Annotated in this window: 5 protein-coding genes; all 5 read right to left on the reverse strand. The window is 43.2% G+C overall.

Annotated elements, in window-relative coordinates:
* Positions 1 to 300: 300 nt before the first annotated feature.
* The 5 genes from M3629_RS09230 to M3629_RS09250 are packed head-to-tail and all read right to left on the reverse strand — an operon-like array spanning position 301 to position 21,069.
* Positions 301 to 8,463 carry a non-ribosomal peptide synthetase gene (locus M3629_RS09230; RefSeq protein WP_251505017.1) on the reverse strand — a complete coding sequence of 2,721 codons (8,163 nt, stop codon included), beginning with the start codon at positions 8,461 to 8,463 and terminating at the stop codon, positions 301 to 303.
* A gap of 16 nt (positions 8,464 to 8,479) precedes the next feature.
* The gene (locus M3629_RS09235) at positions 8,480 to 18,604 is read right to left on the reverse strand and encodes a non-ribosomal peptide synthetase (RefSeq protein ID WP_251505020.1); all 10,125 of its coding nucleotides are present in this window, start codon (positions 18,602 to 18,604) and stop codon (positions 8,480 to 8,482) included.
* A gap of 20 nt (positions 18,605 to 18,624) precedes the next feature.
* On the reverse strand, positions 18,625 to 19,338 hold the full coding sequence (locus M3629_RS09240) for a thioesterase II family protein (protein WP_251505023.1): 714 nt from the start codon (positions 19,336 to 19,338) through the stop codon (positions 18,625 to 18,627).
* A gap of 36 nt (positions 19,339 to 19,374) precedes the next feature.
* A complete protein-coding gene (locus tag M3629_RS09245) occupies positions 19,375 to 20,181 on the reverse strand; it encodes an ABC transporter permease subunit (protein ID WP_251505025.1) in 807 nt (268 codons plus the stop codon).
* 3 nt (positions 20,182 to 20,184) lie between these two features.
* Entirely contained in the window at positions 20,185 to 21,069 is an 885-nt protein-coding gene (locus tag M3629_RS09250) for an ABC transporter ATP-binding protein (protein ID WP_251505027.1), read from the reverse strand.
* Positions 21,070 to 21,453 lie beyond the last annotated feature (384 nt).

A 21,453-nucleotide genomic window follows, 5' to 3' on the forward strand; every position in this document is an offset into this window, starting at 1 on the left:
TCAACCAACATCCTTCAAAGGTGAATCGTCTCAGCTGACCCAAAAATATAATCATGGATAATTAGACGATCACTTCATCTTATTCTATTTGAGTTGTTATAAATCCTTGTATCTAATCAATAAAGTCTTCAATTCATGTGTTCAACATTTACGTAAATTTATACAAAAGCTCACAGCTACAAATCCATATGTTATTCCGGCCTTGCTTATGACAAACAAAAAGGCCCGCCTGTTTTGACCAGACGAGCCCTTGGGTTAAACTGTAAATTTAAAAGGAACATGATCCTTTTCTCAAATATATCAATAGATACTTACTTCCTTGGTAGCCTCATCAATAAGCAATGCAAGCTGCATCACGTGAGGCTGTCTCATCATCGTAACGTGATTTCCCGGAACATCAATGAAACGTACGCCTCCCGAACTATAATTGTTCCAGGCATCAAAGCGTTCTACAATCTCATCGGGGTGATCAGTGGTTTTCATGACAATAATAGGGATAGACAGCTTTGTAGCTTCCAGTTCCAGCACTCGGGACATCATTACATTATGAAGCTGGATCTGTAAATATTTATTGAGATAGTCTGCTGTCATGAAGTCCTGGACAAGCTCATCCTGTTTGGCTGCTTCAATAATTGCTTGTTTGGCCTTCTCATATCCTAAAGCCTTGATCTGGTCATTAGGAAGCCCTACCATGTTCCCCATGCCTAATACCAACAGCATCAGTTTCAATTCTTCCTCTGATACGTCTTCTCCATCATCTGAATCTTTTACGAGTTCAAGGGAAGGAGTTGTATCCAGAATAATTAAGCCTTTCGGCGGCCGTCCTTGCCGGATTAATTCCTGACACATCCCGAACGCGATATGACCGCCTACGGAATGACCACCCAGATAATCTGTTTTCGGATTATAGGTGTCGTTAATGGACTCTAGGAAACAGCTTATAAGTTCCTCATAGCTTAAATATTGCGGCACTTCATCCTCATACAATCCGGGACTTTGAAGTCCATATACGGGATAATCCAACTGCTGCGCTAAATGAATATAGCCCATAACAGTACCTCCTGCCGGCGGAGCAAGGATCAATCGTTTACCTTGGTTTGCTTTGGAGTTCAGATCAATAAGATAATCCTTCGGTCCTCTCTGTCCAACCTCAACGGGTTCACCGTTCGCAGCAATCTTTTCTGCTAAAGACCTTGGCGTCGAGAACATAAATATGCTTTTTGGGTCGACTTTGTATCCTCTATCCCTAAGTTTGGATACCACCTTGATGCTTAATAGCGAATCTCCGCCAAGATCAAAGAAGGAATCCATGAGACCAACTTTGGGCAATCCCATAACCTGTTGATACACTTCAACGATATCCTTTTCAATATCATTCGTAGGTGCCGTATCGTTCTTCTCACCCGTGTCTTCTACTCTGTCGGGCTCCGGCAGAGCCTTATAGTCTACCTTACCGTTGTTAAGCAACGGCAATTGAGCTAAGAGAACAATTAAACTTGGCACCATATACTCAGGTAAAATATGTTGCAGTTCATTTCTGAATTGGCCTACGGTCTTATCGTCATCTTCAGGAACGGCGTATGCGACTAAGTATTTATGGCCGCTCAGATCACTTTTGACTACAACTACAGCATCCTTGGCTAGCCCATTGGCCAGAATTGCATTTCGAATTTCTTCCGTTTCAATGCGGAATCCCCGTATTTTAACCTGATTATCTGTCCTTCCAATGTACTCAACGCACCCTTCACCATTTAAACGAACGATATCTCCGGTGCGATATAGTCTGCCCTTCCCTGCAAAGGAATCATGAATGAATCTCTCCGCGGTCCGTACCGGATCATTCATATATCCTCTCGCAACCCCATCGCCGCCGGTATAAAGTTCCCCATGAACACCGACAGGACATAATTGCCCATCTGGATCAAGGATGTAAACAGTCGTGTTACTGATCGGTTTTCCAATAGGAACGGTCTGAGCATACTCCCGCATAATAGGATAGGTCGTCGTAAAGGTCGTATTCTCCGTGGGACCATACCCGTTTATAATGGTTAGTTCAGGGCAGGCTTGCTTCACTCTGTTAATATGGCTGACTGACAGGACATCTCCGCCTACGATCAGGGTTTCAAGCGGTAAGAACATAGCCGGATTGTCTTGCGCCAATTGATTGAACAGAGGCGAACTGAGCCACATAACAGTAATGCTACAGTCTGAAAGATGATGAGACAACTCTATAGCATCCAATAACACATGGTCATCCACCATATACAAGGTCGATCCGTTTAATAAGGCACCCCATATTTCAAAAGTCGAGGCATCGAATGTCAAAGCCCCTGTCAACAAAATGCGATCCCGCTCATCTAACGGCAATGATTGGTTATCTCGAACTAATCGGATTACGTTTCGCTGCTCCACCATTACGCCTTTCGGTTGGCCGGTTGAGCCCGAAGTGTATAGAACATAAGCCAAGTCTGTAGCTTGATTGACAGATAACGGGTTATTCACATCACCTTCTAACAGCTGTAAACCGCCTTGTGGAATGCAATAAGCCGTTTTACCGGTAAGACTTTCGCAGCCTTGTAGCGTAAGCACCACCCGTACTCCCGAGTCTTCCAACATATTCGTTATGCGTTCCGGCGGATAATCTGGATGAATTGGCATATAAGCTGCTCCAGATTTGATGATACCTAGAATGCCGGCAATAGCATCGAAGGATCGCTCAACCATAATCCCTACAACCTCATCACGCTGTACCTCCAATTGGCGTAATTTATTAGCAATGATGTTGGCCCGCGTATTCAGATCGGCATAGGTCAGTTCCTGTCCGTTCCAGCATAGTGCTATTTTCTCGGGATTTGCCTCTGCCTGCTCCTCAAACAACTCCTGGATACTCCGATCACGCGGATACGAATGACGGGTGTTATTTACCTCCTGAATGAGGTAGGAACGTTCAGCTTCATCAAGGAAATCAGCTTCTCTTATCTTAAGAGCAGGATGTGAGCTGAAGACTTCCAGCAAACGCTTATAATATTTCATGAAGCGCTGGATGGTTTCCAGTCTAAACAGATCTGTATTGTATTCAAAATATACAAGCAGAGCTTCATTTCGTTCAAAAACATGTAGCGTTAAATCAAATTTTGCTACAGTATGCTCCTGAATAATTTCTTGTATCTTCAAATCCTTTAAATCCAGTTCCAGTGGCAGATTGGCCATTCCCATCATGACTTGAAAGATAGGAGTACGGCTGATATCCCTTTCGGGATGAAGCTCATCAACCAGTCTGTCAAAAGGATACTCCTGATGTTCATAGCCATCCAGAGCGGTTTGTTTTACCTTTTCCAGTAGATCCGTGAAACTCTCAGCAGAATCGATTTGCGTCCTAAGCGCGAGCGTGTTTACAAACATGCCTATCATATTCTCTGTTGCATGATTACGGCCTGCAATAGGAGACCCGACAATAATATCTTGGGTTCCCGTAAGCTTATACAACAGTACTTTGAACACAGCTAAGAGCGTCATAAATAGCGATACGCCATGTTTTTGGCTCGTTCCCTCCAGCAAACGGGCCAACTCAGATGGAATGGTCAGAAGTTTGGTATCGCCGCTGTAGGTTTGCATGACAGGCCTGGTGAAATCAAGCGGCAGTTCAAGGGCAGGAAGTTCTCCTGCAAGCTTGGCTAACCAATACTTACGACTCTTCTGATCTTGTTCCACGATCCTGTTATGCCAGGCAAAATAATCTGTCGGTTCAAGCTCCGCCTGCACGGCTTCAGGAACACTACCCTTAAGGAGCGTTTCATAGATGTCACCCAGCTCTTTCATCAGGAGCCCCAATGACCAGCCATCCGAGATGATGTGATGTTGGGCAACGAGAATCATATGCTGATCAGGCGCCATTTTTACGATAGTTAACTGCATTAGCGGACCGTGCTCCAGATCGTAGCTCTTCTCTGCTTCCCGCCTTACAATCTCCTGAATGGTATTCTTCCTTGATGTCTCCTCCATAGTTGAGACATCAAAATAGCTGTAATTGAGAGTTGCCTTCTGGGCAATTTGCTGTACAGGTGTTTCATCTACCATGACGAAGGTAGCTCGCAGCCCCTGATGACGGTTAATGAGATGCTGGAATGCTTCTTTCAGTATGTCTACCTTTAGTACACCGTGCATCTCCCATGTTCCGAGAATATTGTAATTATTGCTTTGCGAATCCATTTCCGTTAGAATATAAACTCTTTTTTGTGCGTGTGACAGCTCGTAATAACGTTGCACAGGAAGCTTCGGAATATGGATTTCTGTACTTTGATGAGACTCGCGTGTCTGATCAATGATATTCGCCAATTGTTTCACTACAGGATGCTGAAAAATCATCTGAACGGGAAGTTTGATGTTTAATTCCTGCTGTATTCTCGACAGCACTAGAGTTGCTTTGAGAGAATGTCCCCCCAGTTCAAAAAAACTGTCATTACGGTTAACCTGGCTAATTTGCAGTATTTCCTTGAATATGTGAACGATTGCGGACTCTGTTGCCGATGAGGGTTCTTCATCCTCAAGTACTATCTGAGGGTCCCCCTGCACAAAGCTTAAACGGGCATAATCAATCGTTCCCTCTATTGTTTCCGGCATTTCTGCCAGCTCAATCAGCCTGTAACCTTCCACGGTAAATTCAGCTAACGTATCCCTGATGGCCCGGGAAGATGCTGTATCCGCTACTTCAGAAGAAGTGTAATAAATGACAGGGGTAATTTCGATGCTTTGGTTATAACTCATCCCATGTCTGATATCTTGATGATTACGGTCCAGCCCTATAAAGATAAGTGGAGTGTTACCCGTAAGTCCGTACAGTAAGGAATGAATGCCCTGAGACCGGGACAACGGCAGAAATCCACGACTTGAAGTGGCTTGGGTAGCCAGATTATTACGACTCATGCCTAGGTTCTCCCACTGACTCCATGCGAAACAGTACGTTTTGGGATACCCGTTATGCGCCCTATAGATACTGAACTGATCAACAAAACTGTTAGCTGCAGAATATGCGCTAAAAGTAGAAGCTCCAAAATAGCCATTTACAGAAGAGAAAAGGATCAGAGCAGCCTCTGGCTCGTGCAGGAGCGCCTCATGCAATGCCAGTGTTCCATATATCTTTGCTGTAAACATACGCTCGTAGATCGCTGTATCCGTTTTATGAATCAACCGTTCTTCAAAATTCTTCCAGTGTTCTTCTAAGTTTCCTTCACCTGCCAAATGTAATGCTCCTGCCAAAGACGTATTCCATTTTTCCTTGCCTTGAGTAATAGCGTTTTTCAAAAAATCCACATCTGTCAAATCACCATGTACATAGAGAAAATCGACATCGTTTTTCTCAAGCTCCTTATAAGCTTTCAATCGGAGTGAAATTTGCCCACCAGTTGTGTTGCTCTCCCAGTGTTGCATTTCGTCATCCAGATTGGATCTGCCTACGACAATAAATTTCAAGTCCATCCGCTCAGCCAACTCTTTAATGACTTCAGTGCCGATGCCACCAAGCCCGCCAGTTATCAAGTACATGCCCTCAGCCTGTAAGTTAACTGTTTGCTTGTCGTTATATTGAATTTCCATTGGCACAAGCTGAGGAAGCAGCCTCTTATGTTGACGATATACAACTTCATCTTGGGGAGAGATATTTTTAAGTTCTTCAATCAGACCGCTAAATTCATTGTCCCTACAATCAAAATCCACGTGACAGCAGGATAGCCACGCATTCTCCAATGCAGCACTTTTTAGAAAACCTTGAATGGGGACATCGCCATAATTCAGCCACGGCTCGTTCATGCATTGCTGACTGTTTTTGGTTACAACGTATAGCTGAATCTTTTCAGGCTTCGCTCTGTCCAGTGTCTGTATGAGATGAAGTAACCCAAACAGGCCTTTCTGTTGGGAGGATTTAATCTCTGCTTCCGACAACTTTTCACCGGCAAACTGGGAATTGGAGATATACAGAATATCTGTAGGTAGCGGGCTAAGCGGGTAGCTCTCTTCCTGACGAGAGGTCAGCAATACTTGTCCGCCTTGAGCCGAAATTGCATGAGCCAGGAAATTGTTATCCCCATCATCAATAATCCAAAATGATCGTCCTTGAAAATCAGGAAAACTGGCAGAGGACAGTACATGACTCCACTTCTTTTCAAAAAACCAATTAGGTATCGTTCGATCATTTTTCTCAAATACATCTACTTCCCGCTGGATAGCGCTGAATTCCCCTGCCAGAAACTGTATCGCAAGTTTGGACCGCTGAATTTTTCCGATGTTGGTCTTGGGGATGTCATTCTTTGTGACAGGGATGATAAAATCAATCTTCAAACCTAAAGCATCACTTAACTTCTTCCGTATTGTACGAACTTGCTCCAAAGTCGCTTCGCGCTGCTCAAGCTCTGATACAAAAAATACGGCAATTTTATCAGTTTCGCTATTTTGACCCCGTATGGCGCAAACTGCCGTAAAAGAGAGGGCGATTCCATCGATCTCCTCGACGAGTCCCTCCAATTCAACATTACTATAATTGACTCCATTAATTATCAGCAGATCTTTTAACCGTCCTGTAATGGTCAGACAGCCTTTCCAAATGAAACCCTGATCACCCGTATTGAACCAGCCGTCCGGGGTAAAGGCTTTTTCATTTTCATCTGGATTATTGTAGTAACCGGGAGTTGTCGTGAGGCCACGGATTTGAATTCTACCAATGTCACCTTCATGCATCAGCTCATTCTTCGGGTTTACAATTCTTACATCTACTCCTGGAATCGGTTGTCCAAGCTCCGTAAAGGTTATACCATCTTCCATCCGGTTGGACATTCTAAATGACCCGGTTACTGCGTCTGTTTCAAGTACACGTATGCCTGAAAGAGGTTCGGCGTCAAAAGAATTAGAGTAAATAACCCCTGAGCATGTTTCAGACATCCCCCACGTGGGGAACATCGCATTTGAACGTAGCCCGAATGGTTGAAGTTTGTTCAGAAATAGTTTGCAGCTTTTAGCTGTGATTGCTTCACCTGCGTTAAGAATAAACTTCATGGCGGAAAGATCCCATGTTCTGCCTACGGTTTGTTCCAGTCTCTCGGAAACAAGAGAATAGGCAAAATTAGGCGCCCAAGTTAACGTGGCCTTATACTGGTCTATGATATCAAGCCAGTGCAAGGGCTCTGCCAGAATGTAGTTGGTTTGCACTTGTACCTGTGTACAGCCCAAATACATTTCCTTAATATGAAACATTACAATACCGCCCACATGTTCCAGAGGCATCCAGTTCACTGAAACATCTTCTGCATTAAACTGGTTTAAGAGGGTTGTTCCTCTCTCCCGACTAATGATGGTTTCGTGAGTTTGAAGCACGCCTTTAGGTGAACCCGTGCTCCCGGACGTAAACAATATGATTGCTAAATCCGCTGGATTGGCACGATGATGATCAGCATCATGAGCAGAATTCCCCTGCAACATCTCTTCTAGCTTGATCAGTTTTAGTTCCGGACCGGGATTGGCAAGCAGGTCTTTAATATCATCAAACCGGTTACTATTCGTTATGATATACGGCTGTTCCAATGTATTTATAATATAGCTGAGTGTATTCAAATCGGTACCAGATTGTGTAAAGGAACGAGGCACTGTAACGGGAACCGGGACAAATCCTCCTAATATGCATGCCCAAAATGCGAGAACGAAATCCTTTTTCTCTTCTAGCTGAAAGATGACCTTATTTTCCGGCTTCAAACCATGCTTCTTAAGTCCCGCCGCTACCTCTTTAGCCTGTTGAAAGAGAGCAGCGTAAGACTGAAAGTGGTTCTGGCCCTCATTATTGATATAGTGTATTCCATGGTCAGGGTAGTTCAGCGCAGCCCTTTCCAGTACATCAGCCAGATTAATTGGTTCATTAGACGAGTACCTTGGCGTACCTCCATGAATAATGGCTAATGGCCCGATGCTCATCCCCGTGTTAGCCCGTTCCTCCAACACCTCTCCTTGCGGCAGGGAATGTTCCTTCTTGGTGTATGCAATATCAATTAAATCATCGATATGCGCGTGTTCGATTTCATTTAGTATTTCTTCCGCAACGATCGCGGCTTTGCCGATCTCAGGAAGCGACCGGATGGCCGCTTCCCAATTCAGTAATTCTGCATTTTTTTCAGCATACGAAAAGAGAGTTTCTTTGTCGATCTTGCCTTCTGGTAAAAGCGGAAACGAGGATATCTGAATACAAACAACATGATCGCTATTCTCTGGCAGGTTGATTTCAGACCACAGCTTCCGGCAGTCCAGCCTGCTGGTGCTTGATACAAATGCAACCAACCGCAAATCGGCGGATTTCCCTTTCACAGCTACAATAGCACATTGTGTTACAGCCGGGTGTTTACGCCATTCCTTCTCCAATTGCGAGAGATCCACTCGCTTGCCATTAATTCTTACCAGGTTCGTAATACGACTGTTGGAATAACTCATTAAACACACCTTTCCCCTATACCAGGTCTAATATTTTTATCGTGCCATTCCCTTGCCACATTCCAATATCACCGGTCTTGTACAAACGCTTACCGCTGGTGGGAGCGAGGAAATGAGTTATCTCGTGTTCAGTCATCCATTCCGCCCAGCTTCCGCAATCCCGGTACAGGTCATCGCTGGCTACGCATATTTCCCCCGGAATTCCTATTGGGACCGGCTGCTGCCAAGGATCAAGAATATATACTTCTGTGCTTATTTCCGGGTCGTTTACACCTTTATATATTTCTTCCTGGTCTTCGTATAACACTTCTACTTTAACGTTATTGGCAAAATGTCGAAGAATGGTTTCACTCTCTTCTGTGGACAGAACCAAAATGTCAGCCAAGTTCTGATTGCAATCCATGACTAAGGACTTCAGCACATTCTCAAAATTATAGAACAGCCGGTCTATGAAATCCTGGTCCCACAAAGACTGGTTATAGTAAACTTCAAACAAAATGCTTTGATCCCGTGGGGCTATCTCTATAATAAGGTCATAGTTAATATCAACAGAGCCTTGCACGTGATCGAGTTTCAGCGCTCTATTAGAATTAGTCATATCCGTATCTACAGGGTAGTTCTGGTATATCAGTAAAGAGTGGAACAAAGCCTCTCCAAAAGGAACGGTACTGACTTCTTGAATTTCGGGCAATAAACTGTATTCGTATTCCTTAATGTCTAAGGTGGACGTCTGAAGATTCTCTAACAGTTCAGCCGTTGTTCTGCACTGAGTCAGATTAACCCTTAATGGCAGGGAGTTAATAAAGAGCCCGATCATCTTTTCTACATCCGGAATTGTATGCGGCCTTCCTGAAACGGTACATCCGTATAATACGTCTTCCTTGCCAGTGTACCGGCTTAAGAGCAATCCCCAAGCTGCTTGCAGCAATGTATTTAATGTATAAGGTTGTTGTCTGGTGAATTGTTGAATGAGCTCAGTAGTTCCAGACTGAATTGTATAGGTGAGCTTGGTCATATCTCTGATCTGCGGCGAAGTCTCTCCGTCACGGTTTAGTACAACGCCTGGCAGCGGAGTTGCCACTTTTATTCCTTTGAGATATTCCCTCCAAAATTCCTTTGCCTTGTGCCGGTCCTGGGTCAAATACCACTGGATGTACTCCTTGTAATGTGGCACGTGGGACAGCCCAATTTTACGGTTGTTGTAAAGAGCATCATATATACCGAGAAGTTCGCTTAGTAATGCAAATACACTCCATCCGTCCAAGGCAATATGATGAAAGCTGCAAATCAGTTGATTCATGTTCTGGTCGGACTCACTCCCCAGAAACATGATCCGTACAGGAGCTTCGTTCTCCAGATTGAAGGCCCTGTTCGTGAAAGCCTGGATTTGTTGCTCCCGTTCTTCTTCTCCATTAACACGTATACATTCAATCGGGTTGCTCAGGTTTTTACGCACAAGCTGAACAGGCTCTGTCCGGCCTTCCCATAGATAAGTTGTTCGCAAAATAGGATGTCTGTCTGCCATTTCCTCCCATGCTGTTTGCATCAAGGAAGGTACCAGCATACCATCTAAGTAGGCATGTATTCTGCCGCTATAAGAAGATGACACATCATCAGACAGTGCATGGTATAACATGCCCTGCTGCATCGGAGAAAGTGGATAGACATCCTCGGTTGATGCAGGGATCTTGGAAAGCTCATCCAAGGATAAATCTGCTAGTGGAAAATCCGATGCTGTAAACTCCCTGTAAGCCTCATTTACACAATGATCTGCAACTGCTATGACCTCCTGCTCAATATACGACACCAGCGCTGCTGCCATTCCGCGTTGCACCATGTCCTTCGTCACTGAGATTCTGACAATTAACTCATCATGTATGACCATGCTGTTCAATTCCAACAGATAAGAACGTTTGGCGGCAGGACTATGGAAATTCCCATTAGACTCACTCGCCAGTTCCATATTGAAGGAGGAACTTCCATCCATCTGACCGAGATAATTAAAAAGTACAGAAGGCGTTTGGCCAGCACAAAGCTCTGCATCCCTGGTTAAATACTTCAAAATACCATATCCGATACCCTTATTCGGAACAGCCCGGAGCGTCTCTTTAACTCCTTTGACCTGCTGGCCGATTAATTCGCTATTCTCCTTCAGAACAACCGGATAAGCACTTGTGAACCAGCCTACAGTTCTGGTGACATCGAGATCCTCCACTATATACTCCCGTCCATGGCCCTCCAGCATTACGGACAAAGTGTCATTACCGCTAAAAGCTCTGGTTGCTCTATAAAGAGCAGTTAACAGCAGGTCATTAATATCCGTATTGTAAGGCTGGTTGGCAGTTCTCAGCAGATTGTGCGTGTAATCCTTATTGAATACAACAGAGATGGTGGTTCCATCGTTTTCAACACCAAAGTCATGGAACAACTCTTCCGCAAAGCGGTTAATACTTAGGGCGGTTCTCTTCCAATAAGGCAGCTCTGCCTGTATTTCAGTACCTTGGGCATAGTTATGTTGCGCTTCAGCCCATTCCTTAAATGAAGTTGTTTTGGCCATAAGCTCTACTTGTTCATTATTCATCTTTGCATCCAGCAAGAGCCTCAGGTCTTCAGCAATAATTCTCCAGGATACGCCATCGACGATTAAGTGATGGACCACCAGCAGTAGCTTCTGCGTATCGTCACAGCATTTGAACAGTACAGGTCTGATGAGAAGGCTTGTATCCAGTTTCATGGATTGTTGTGCCCGGTTAGATTCTTCCAGAATAACTGCGTTTTGGGCTTCTAAGGACATTCCGGTACAGTCCACAGTATGCATTAAAATGTCGTGGATGATGGGCTGATTGATTTGTCGAATATCCTCGATGTTGCCCGAGAAGCTAATTCTTAGTCCATCATGGTGATTTATAACGTCCAACAGGGCCTGCTTAATTATATGTTCTGGATATGGAGCCGCAAGCGTGAAGAAAGCGGATAAATTCCAATGCTCAGGATTAGAGAAATTCTCATTAAAGAACCATTGCTGAATAGGTGTAAGTTTGATTTCGCCAGTCACGTCAACTTGAGTTTCGATCTTGTTTTGAACGGTCTTGGTTATTTTGCGGCCTAGTTGAGCAATGGTCTTATTCCGATAAACAGCTTTCGGCTCAAGACGATATCCCTGCTTGCGTAAGCGGGAAATCATTTGAATAATCGCTATAGAATCGCCGCCCAGTTTGAAAAAATCATCGCTTCTGCCCACGCGTGTGACTCCCAGTAACTCTTCCCAAACTCCTGCCAGTATCTGTTCTGTCTCGTCAGCCGGCTCAAGATAATTCTCATTGTCCTTCATTGAATTAGCTTCCGGCTCGGGCAGAGCCTTTCGATCTGTTTTGCCACTGGCATTGGTAGGCAATGCGTCCAGCTTTACGAAATAGTGTGGGATCATATATTCAGGTAACCGATCTCTCAAATACTCCGGCCAATCCATGCTCAACTCACTTGAAAGAACAAGATAGGCAGCAAGACGTTTGTTTCCAATAGAATCGCTTATCGTAGTTACTACACATTCTTTGACTTCTTCGTGCTGAAGAATTGTAGTCTCAATTTCGCTCAATTCAATCCGGATTCCCCTGATTTTCACTTGATGGTCGATACGGCCCAAGTATTCAATCTGGCCCTCTTCTGTCCATCGTGCCAAATCCCCGGTACGATATAATTTGCTTCCAACCTTAAGCGGATGGTCCACAAATTTTTCCCTGCTTAACTTTTCATTATTAATGTAACCTCTTGCAAGACCTGCCCCACCAATACATAACTCTCCAATAACACCTATAGGCTGTAACTGATTACAGGAGTTTACGATTAAGATGCCAATATTACGCATAGGTGAGCCTATCGGAACCGGCCCTGAACCCTGATTGTTGTCTAAAGAATATCGGGTAGCATAAATGGTAGATTCAGTAGGTCCATAAATATTTTCCAAGCGTGTTTTGTCTGTAATACTATAAAACTGTCGTATAGTGTCTCTGGATATTGCCTCCCCTGCTGCAAATACATATTTGAGAGAGAGTAACTGCCGGTATTCAACAGCCTCCAGAGAGTTCATAAAGGCATTAAGCATAGAAGGTACAAAATTAATGTGCGTAATCCCGTAAGTGTAGATGGCTTTGAGAATTGCAAGAGGTTCTTTCTCTTCTCCTTGCTTGAGAATGACCAGGCTTCCTCCTCGATGAAACCATCCAAACAATTCCGCAACAGATACATCAAAGGTTACAGGCGTTTTGAATAAATAAGCATCTGTCTTCTCCAGAGGGTATTTATCCTGAAGATCCGAGATAATGTTGACTACACTCGCATGCTCAATCATGACTCCCTTCGGTTTACCAGTAGTGCCTGATGTATAGATGACATAAGCTAATTGCTTCGAATCGAGGTTCACGTTTATATTTTCGCCGTCACCTGCATAAATCTCAGGGTTGTCAAGATCAACTGCCTCTGCAACTCCGCTTACCTTATCAGCCAGGCTATTTTGCACCAAAACCTTTCGCACCCGGCTATCATCAATCATATAGCTGATGCGTTCTACAGGAAATGCAGGATCAACAGGCATATAAGCACATCCTGCTTTGAGTACCGCTAGAATACTAATAATCATCATGAAGGAGCGTTCGGTCATGATGCCAATGATTTCATCTTGCTCTAAACCTTGCTGCAGCAAAAACGATGCAAGTTTGTTAGACTGTGTATTCAATTCACTATAGGTCATCCGCTCGCCTTCATATATTAGCGCACAAGAATCAGGCGTTTCCCTTACAGCTCGTTCAAACAAAGTTACTAACGTTTCTCCGTGGTCAACCTCTTGCGTAACCAGAGGGGATTGCCAATCTTCGAGAATCTGCAATTTCTCTTCCGGAGTAATGACCTCATAAGAATCCACTGCGCGGGACGGAGCGCTTACTGCCCCTTCCAGAAGTGTTCTATAATGTTTCAGCATCCGTTGCATAGAAGATTGAACATAAAGATCGGTACTGTATTCCAAGACAACCTTCAATTCGCCTTTATCTTCGAAAACTTGCATGGACAAATCAAATTTGGAGGTCTCATTGTAATAAATATCTGCTTCCATCCTTGCTTCTGTATGGGTTACCGGCTCCATAGGTGCATTTTGAAGGACAAACATGGTTTGAAACAGTGGGTGTCTGGACGGATCACGTTCGACATTTAAGTGCTCTATAATCTCTTCAAACTGAATATCCTGATTTCGTTGTGCATCGAGCACCGTTGACTTTACATCTTTTAGAAATTCACGGAATGTGCCCTGGCATGTTAGTCGTAAAGGCAGTGTATTGGTGAAAAATCCAATAAGCGGTTCTACTTCTCTTCGATTCCGATTGGCAAACAAGGAGCCCATCAGGAGTTCATCCTGGTTGGAATAACGCTTGAGAAGTGCTGCGAATCCTGCCAATAAAACCATGTATAATGTGGCCCCTTCTTCCTGAGCCATCCTTTTTAAATGTTCTGTGAGGCCCTTGCCGATCTGAAGCACTTCTACCGTGCCCCGATAGGTTTGGATATCTGGCCGCGGCTTGTCCGTTGGCAAGTCCAGCACAGGAAGCTCGCCTTCTAATTGCTTTTTCCAGTAAGCCATCTGTTTATGATGCTCATCACTTTGAAACCACTCTTCTTGCCAAAGGGCAAAATCGGCATATTGAATCTCCAGCTCTTCTGCCGGGAGAGGATGCCCATCCAGCAGTAAGAAGTAATTATGCGAAAATTCTTGAAGCAATACACCAACAGACCATCCATCCGAGACAATGTGATGAATGGATATAATAAGCGTGCAGTGGTCTTCTCCTGTTCTAATAATCTGGAATCGGCAAACCGGACCATTGACCAGATCAAATGGAAGCATAGATTCCTTTTGAATAAGAGTATCCACAATCTCGCTTAGGGATTCCTCCCCCATTGAAGAGAGATCACGAATTACAGTTTTAATGGATGATTGCGGTTGAATAATCTGAACAGACTGATCCTCATGAACGTCAAAGGTTGTTCTCAAAATGTCATGACGCCGGATAACTTCTTGGAACGCCTGCTCCATATATCCTGTGTGAATACGTCCCTTCACATGAACACATACCGTGTTGTTGTAGAAGGGATTATTGGGCTCGAGCTCATACAGAACCCATTGCCGTTTCTGTGCAGACGACATCTTGACCATTGAACCGCGAACTCTGGAAACAACAGGCGCTACGTTGCCCCGTTGATCGTTATACAGCCTTTCATTCAGGACATCAGAGAGCACCTTCAGTTCAGGAAAGTTAAATAAGTCTTCGAGTTCCACCTGAACATCAATTTCGCTGCGCAGAACCGAGATTAATTGAGTTGCTTGCAATGAATTTCCACCCAGTTCAAAGAAATGGTCATCTATTGTAATATGGGAATCTTTAAGGATTCTTTTCCAGCACATGATAAGGGTTTGGTCCAAATCATTTCTTGGACTGCTCTCTGCTCGCCTAGTGGGCGTTGAAAGCTCTGCCAGCATTCTTAGATCAACTTCTCCGGTTTCATCAAGAGGTATTCGTTCCATCCGTTTGAGTTCAATCACTGCGATTTCCGTCCCTGCCGATGTTGCAGCCAGTTCTTTAAATCCATCGTTCAGAGCGTGTTGATCAAATTCGACCGCGGTCTGAATAAATATGGTGATCTGATGAACGGGATGAAGATCAACATGACTTAGTTCCTGAATTTCCTTCTTCGCACCGTTTAGACCAATGAATTGCACAGGCTCCGCAGATCTCAAGCCAGCCCACAAGGACAAAATTCCGTTCTGTTTATTGATCGGACTGTATCCTCTGCTCCCCAATTGATTTTTTATAATTAAGCCGCTGCCCATCCCCAGCTCATCCCACAAGCTCCAGGAGAAGCAGTAAGCTTGCATATGAGGAGATTGATTCTGATAAGTCGTGAAAATCTCCATAAATTGATTGGCAGAGCAATACGCGCCTACGGTCATTCCGGAACGTAAGGTTCTGGCTGATGACGACGAAATAAACAAGATATCTTTCTTATCCTTCACAAGCTGATGAAGCACCCAAGTACCGTAAACCTTGGCTTCATACATTTCATCCAATTGCTCTTGAGTCTGATCTTCCATGAGATATTCCTGAATAATACCTGCAAGATGAATAATCCCGCTTAGAGATTGCTCATGTTCTGCTTCAAATTCTGCAATCAGGTTCGATATTTGAATATGATCTGTCAGAAGAGCCGTCTCATATCGGATCGTTCCGCCAGCTATTTCTTTATTTTTCAGACCCTCGAAAGCTTCTTTTTTTTGAGGGTCAGTCAGGAGTGTCCTGCCAATAACCAGAATGTTAGCTGCATATTGTTCCAGAAGCTGTTCGCATACAAGCAGACCAATCCCGCCTAATCCACCGGTCACTATGTACAGTCCTTGTTTCTTAAAGGGAAGTTGGCAACTCGCTGTGGTGAGCATATCCATCTTCTCAATGACAGGAATCAAGCGACAGTGATTTCTGTAGGCAACAACCCGGTTTTGATCCTGTGCAACCGACTCTCGGTCCAAAATTTTCATTAATTCCATATTGTCATTGCCTGTTATATCTATTTGCTTAGAATAAACAAAGGGCAATTCATGGGAAATCGTTTTAATTAAGCCTGGAATAGTCGCTTGTTCAAAATGAACGGGCTCATTCTCTGATGCCCCTACTGCCTGGGAGGTCACCATGAAAAGTTGAATATTTCGATCAGCGCATTTTTTCAACGCTTTACTTAAATACAGCAGACTAATACTTGTATCCAGTTGAGCTTCTTTCAGGTCATGAACCGAGCCAATCTCTTTTTTCGGACCTGTGTTCCACAAATGAACAATGCACTCTATCGAGAAGTCTTCTTCCGCTAAGCAATCCATAAGATACTGATAATCGACTGGATTAGCAGGATTGATATAATAATGTCTGGAATCGATTTGGCGGAATTTTTCCCCTTTTAATATCAGAATTCCTTCCTGAAGTGCCAGAGGTGTTTCCTCTAGCGACTTGGCAAAAACAATCGTATTCGCGGCATTCATTCCGCTAGTTTCTGTTTCACCGAGTTCGCAGCTTATCCACTTCTGTCTATAGCTCCAGTCTGGAAGCGTATTTTCATTTCTTAGCAAGATATCAATTTGTTTTTTTGTCGATATGAAATCACCGTTTTGATACTTTTGAATCAACTCATTGCGTTGAATTTTTCCGCTGTTGGTCTTAGGAAACTCAGCTTTAGATAAGGGGACGATGATGGCAGGATAGAGACCAAATTTTCGACTGACGTCATTTTTAATTTTGTCTATCATGTGAGGCAGTTGGGAATTTGAATCTTGATCCGGGACAAAGAATATGGCGAGTTGGTCTACATGGTGTTCATCTGGAATGGCACACGCAGCTACATAGGTAACCTCAATTCCGTCGATCTCCTCTATAGCTGCCTCAATATCGTAATTATAATGATTGTTTCCGTTTATGATGATAACGTCCTTAGCCCTACCAGTAACCGTAAGTCTTCCGTCGATTAAGAATCCCAAGTCCCCGGTTTCAAACCATCCATCAATAAAAGATTCTTGATTAGCCTTGTCATTCTTGTAATAACCGTTCATGATGGTGGGGCTGCTGACTTGCAAACGACCGATATTTCCTTCATTTAGAATGGTATTCGCGCTGTCAACAATTCGTAATGCCACACCCGGGATTGGCGTACCTGATTCTGTAAACACTACATGATTTGGATTGTCGGCGGAAACATGTCGAATTGTACCATTTAGCGAGTTTTTGTCTATGTAATGGATTCCCGAAGAAGTGTCCCGCATTAGAAGATTGGATTCAACAATACCCGATGAAGTTTCTGACATTCCGTAAGCGGGAATAAGCGCATTGCCTGGAAGGTGAAAGGGTTTTAGCAGATTGAGAAAATGGTGTGCTACCTTACCTACAACTGCTTCTCCTCCATTTAAGACATAACGCATCGAAGACAAGTCCCAGTTTCGTTCACCAGCTGTCGCAACGGCATCGTTTAACATAGAGAAGGCAAAGTTGGGTGCCCAAGTCAACGTTGCTCTATGTTTATCTATCCAATCCAGCCAGATTAACGGGTTATTCACAACACTGTCTATATGGCCAATGACTTGCGTACATCCCAGATAAACATCTCTTACATGGAACATTACAATACCGCCAACATGATCCAATGGCATCCAGTTTAGTGAAATATCCTGATGATTAAACTGATTGTGAACGGAAGTAGCAATGGTTCTCCAAATAATTGAACTGTTACGATGCTGTACACATTTGGGTATGCCAGTACTTCCCGAAGTAAGCAGATTGAGAACAAAGCTGTCTGCAGTGGCTTCGAACCAATTCGTGTCAGGAGCGTTTGCTTTTATCTTTTCAAAACAGGCTACTTGCACTGTACTTTCATTCCAGAGAACTTCGAGTTCTGCCAGCTTTGGTTCAAGTTCAAGCTCCGACAATATGACAGGACGGCCAAGTAAACACCACGAATTATAAATTTTCGTCAGCAAAGCATTCATCTCGGAGTAAATAGGTGCTATCGCTATTGGAGTTGGTAAGAATCCGCCCAATACACAAGCCCAGAAGGAAATAATAATTTTTTTGTTGTCTTTAAACTGGAAAATAACCGAATCGCCAGGCTGCAGACCTTGCTCTTTCAATCCATACAGTAAGCACTGAGCTTCATGCAAGAGTTCAGCATAACTATAGAAGTTCTCTAAACCATCTCGGGAAATAAAGGTTATCCCCCGACTTCCATGCATGTTAGCTGCATTTTTCAACAACTGTTGTAAGGTTGCAGGGTGGCTGGGCTCAATATCTAGAGGAGCCCCATAACTAATGGCAGGTTTGTTTAGATTCACGGCTTCTTGTTCAATAACCGCAGACTTGGGAAGGATGCTATCTGGAATGAATGGATTGCGTATCGCTTCAAAGTAACCATCGGGGAAAAGATCGTTAAGGTGCACCGGGGGGATCGAGTGTTCAGTTTCAGTGACTATGATTCCGGATTTCTCAATAAACGGCAGACTATGAATGCTTTTTTCCAGTTCCTTTACAACCTGTTGTATCTCTTTATTAATAGAAGAGTTCATTGTTCACCTCGGTTATAATATTAGTCATGCTTAACCTTTATACTGGAATGAATAATATGGATTACCTGAGATAAATGCTCATCAATAAAAAAATGTCCGCCATCCAAAGTAACTACAGCACAGGTTCCTGTAGTGTACGTCTCCCACGCTTGAACTTCCTCTTCTGTCATGTAATCATGGCTGCCTCTTAAAACCGTTATAGGGCAATGCATTCTATTACAATTGGTATTAAATCGGTAGGTCTCAACCATACGGAAATCAGACCGAATAACAGGTAGGAACATGTCAATCAGTTCACGATTATTAAGAAATTCCTCTGTAACGCCATTGTATTCTTTTATTTTTTCTAAAAAACGATCATCCGGAAGCGTATGAATATCTTCTCTGCGGGTCATAAATAGGTTAATATGTGGTGCTTCTTTACCTGAAAAAAACATATGTCGGGGAAGAAAATTTTCGTGAAACTGCAGTTTCCGATATAACTCGAAAGCAAGTAATGCTCCCATGCTATGGCCAAAAATAGCATAGGGCTCATCCGAGTCCAGTTCTCTTAATAAGTGATTGTAAAGATCCTCCACCGCATCTTGAAAGTTTTGGTACAGAGGTTCTTCGAACCTAGCTCCCCGGCCAGAGAGTTCCAAGGGGATCAAGACCATATCTCGATCCAATTGTCTCTTCCACTTTAAATAGTAAGTTGCTGAACCTCCTGCATACGGTAGGCAGAATAGTTTCACTTGTCTTCTCTCCCCGTCACCAGTGAATGGATACCATTACAAAGACAGATCTCTTTTTTTGAATATAAAGGATGACGCTGCGAAAAAAATAACAGATACAACAATTAACACAATACTTATGGTCACTGTATTATAAGTTCCCTGAATGATTTTCTCAGGCTGATACAAAGTGAATATCGTAAAATATTTCATCCATGAAAGCTGATCAGACAATTTGCTGGCCATATCAAGTCCATAGAAGAATAGCGTAACTCCAAAGCCTGCTCCAAGCGCCGTTTTTTCTTCATTGAAGATACAGGAGAACAGAAAAGAATAAGATCCGATGACAAGAAATATCAGCATGACTATAATATTCAATTCTGTAAAGACACCTAAATTAAATGCATCGTTCTCAACAAATGAAAGCACTCCGAAATACCCGCCGAGGTAAGTGGATAGACACAATATAAAAAGCCCTGTTAGCAGAATTAACGCTTGTGTATTAATCACTCTCATTCTCGTCACTGGAGTCGATAACAAATATGCCATGGATCCTCGATCCACAAATCTGCTGACTAACTGGCAAGCTGTCAGAATCGTGTAAGCCATCAGTATATACAGATAGAGCGAATTAAAAAAATTCATAGCCATATATTCCACGGCATTTGTCATATTTCCCTGAATTCCAAATGCCTCCATAAGACTCGGGGGTAAGCTGTTAATCACATCATTAAATTGCTGCGAATCGGACAACAACGGGAAGCTCATTACGAGTAAGTACAAACAGAGAAAACTGGAGAAAGCACAAGTAAATAGAAACTTCCCATGGCCTTTAATCATCGCTTTATATAAGGAGAAGTTCATGACTTAAGCCTCCTCGTCATAATAATATTTCATAAATGCGTCTTCCAAGCGCTGCCTCGGTATGTCCAAGGATTTAATAGGAAATTGGCTGATTTGCTTCAAAATCTGGCTAATGTCACGATCCACAGAAATAACTGCTTTATTCTCTGAGTGGCTTAGTATAACAAGCCCAGACTGAATAATCGTCTGAAGATCTTCCTGATTGTAAAACTCAATCTCATAACTATTAGCAGCCATCTCACCTTTTAAAAGGGACAGTTCCTGAACTGTTATTATTTTACCTCTACGGATAATAGCAATAGTATCCGCAGTATCCTCTAGTTCACTGAAAATATGAGATGAGATGAGAATGGTTTTCCCTTTACTCTTCTCCTCATGCAACAGATCTACAAAGATTTTTTGCATCAGAGGGTCCAGACCAGAGCTCGGTTCATCAAGAATTATTATCTCCGGATCGTGCATGAAAGCATTAATGATCGCCAGTTTTTGTTTCATCCCTTTTGACATTTTCCGGATGGGTACTCTCATATCCAAATCAAATGTTTCAATTAATTCCTTGCGCCGAGAGGTTGACTTTAACTTCCTCATGCCTGCCATGGCATCCAAAAAACCTGCCGCAGTCATGCCTTCTACAAAAGAGATTTCACCGGGCACATACCCTAATATGCTATGTATCTTGTCTGATTCTTCCCAGCAATCATATCCGTTGATCGTTGCTTTACCGATGTCAGGCTGCATATATCCCATCAAATGACGAATGGTGGTTGATTTCCCAGCTCCATTCGGTCCAAGATAACCAAATATCTGCCCTTTTTCAACCTGGATACTAACATCAAACAAACCTTTCTGATTCGGGAATTTTTTTGTCAAATGATCAATTTGAATCATGCATGCACCGTCCCTTTTAAGTTCATGAGTAAATCAATCAGCCAAAGAAAAGCCTTCATTTTCCACTTTTAACCTTTTACACACCTCCAGTAACTTATTATGGGATATAGTACCTATTTCTGTCAAGAGAACTATCCTTACCCACATCATAGGGTTTGGCATGTTAAACTCATTAAAAAAACACAATACCTTCTGCCGCTTATAGTTCGGTAGGAGGTATTGTGTTCATTTGTAGTCATTGGTGTCTGCACACCATCCGGAGCCAAGGATAGCTCCACGAACGCTCTATTGCCCGTGGCAGCTTTGCCACATTTTTAAGCATATCCGATGGAATTTCAATACGATCTGCTTAGGTCTTCAAGATTAGTTTTCCTGTTTACCCTG

The organism is Paenibacillus polysaccharolyticus, from assembly GCF_023714295.1.
In the GTDB taxonomy this organism is placed as follows: Bacteria; Bacillota; Bacilli; order Paenibacillales; family Paenibacillaceae; genus Paenibacillus; species Paenibacillus polysaccharolyticus_A.

What these genes read in the sequence shown, in the direction of transcription:
- M3629_RS09230 (WP_251505017.1), bottom strand. Translation starts at nt 8,463, where the DNA reads ATGAGTTATTCCAACAGTCGTATTACGAACCTGGTAAGAATTAATGGC.
- M3629_RS09235 (WP_251505020.1), bottom strand. Translation starts at nt 18,604, where the DNA reads ATGAACTCTTCTATTAATAAAGAGATACAACAGGTTGTAAAGGAACTG.
- M3629_RS09245 (WP_251505025.1), bottom strand. Translation starts at nt 20,181, where the DNA reads ATGAACTTCTCCTTATATAAAGCGATGATTAAAGGCCATGGGAAGTTT.
- M3629_RS09250 (WP_251505027.1), bottom strand. Translation starts at nt 21,069, where the DNA reads ATGATTCAAATTGATCATTTGACAAAAAAATTCCCGAATCAGAAAGGT.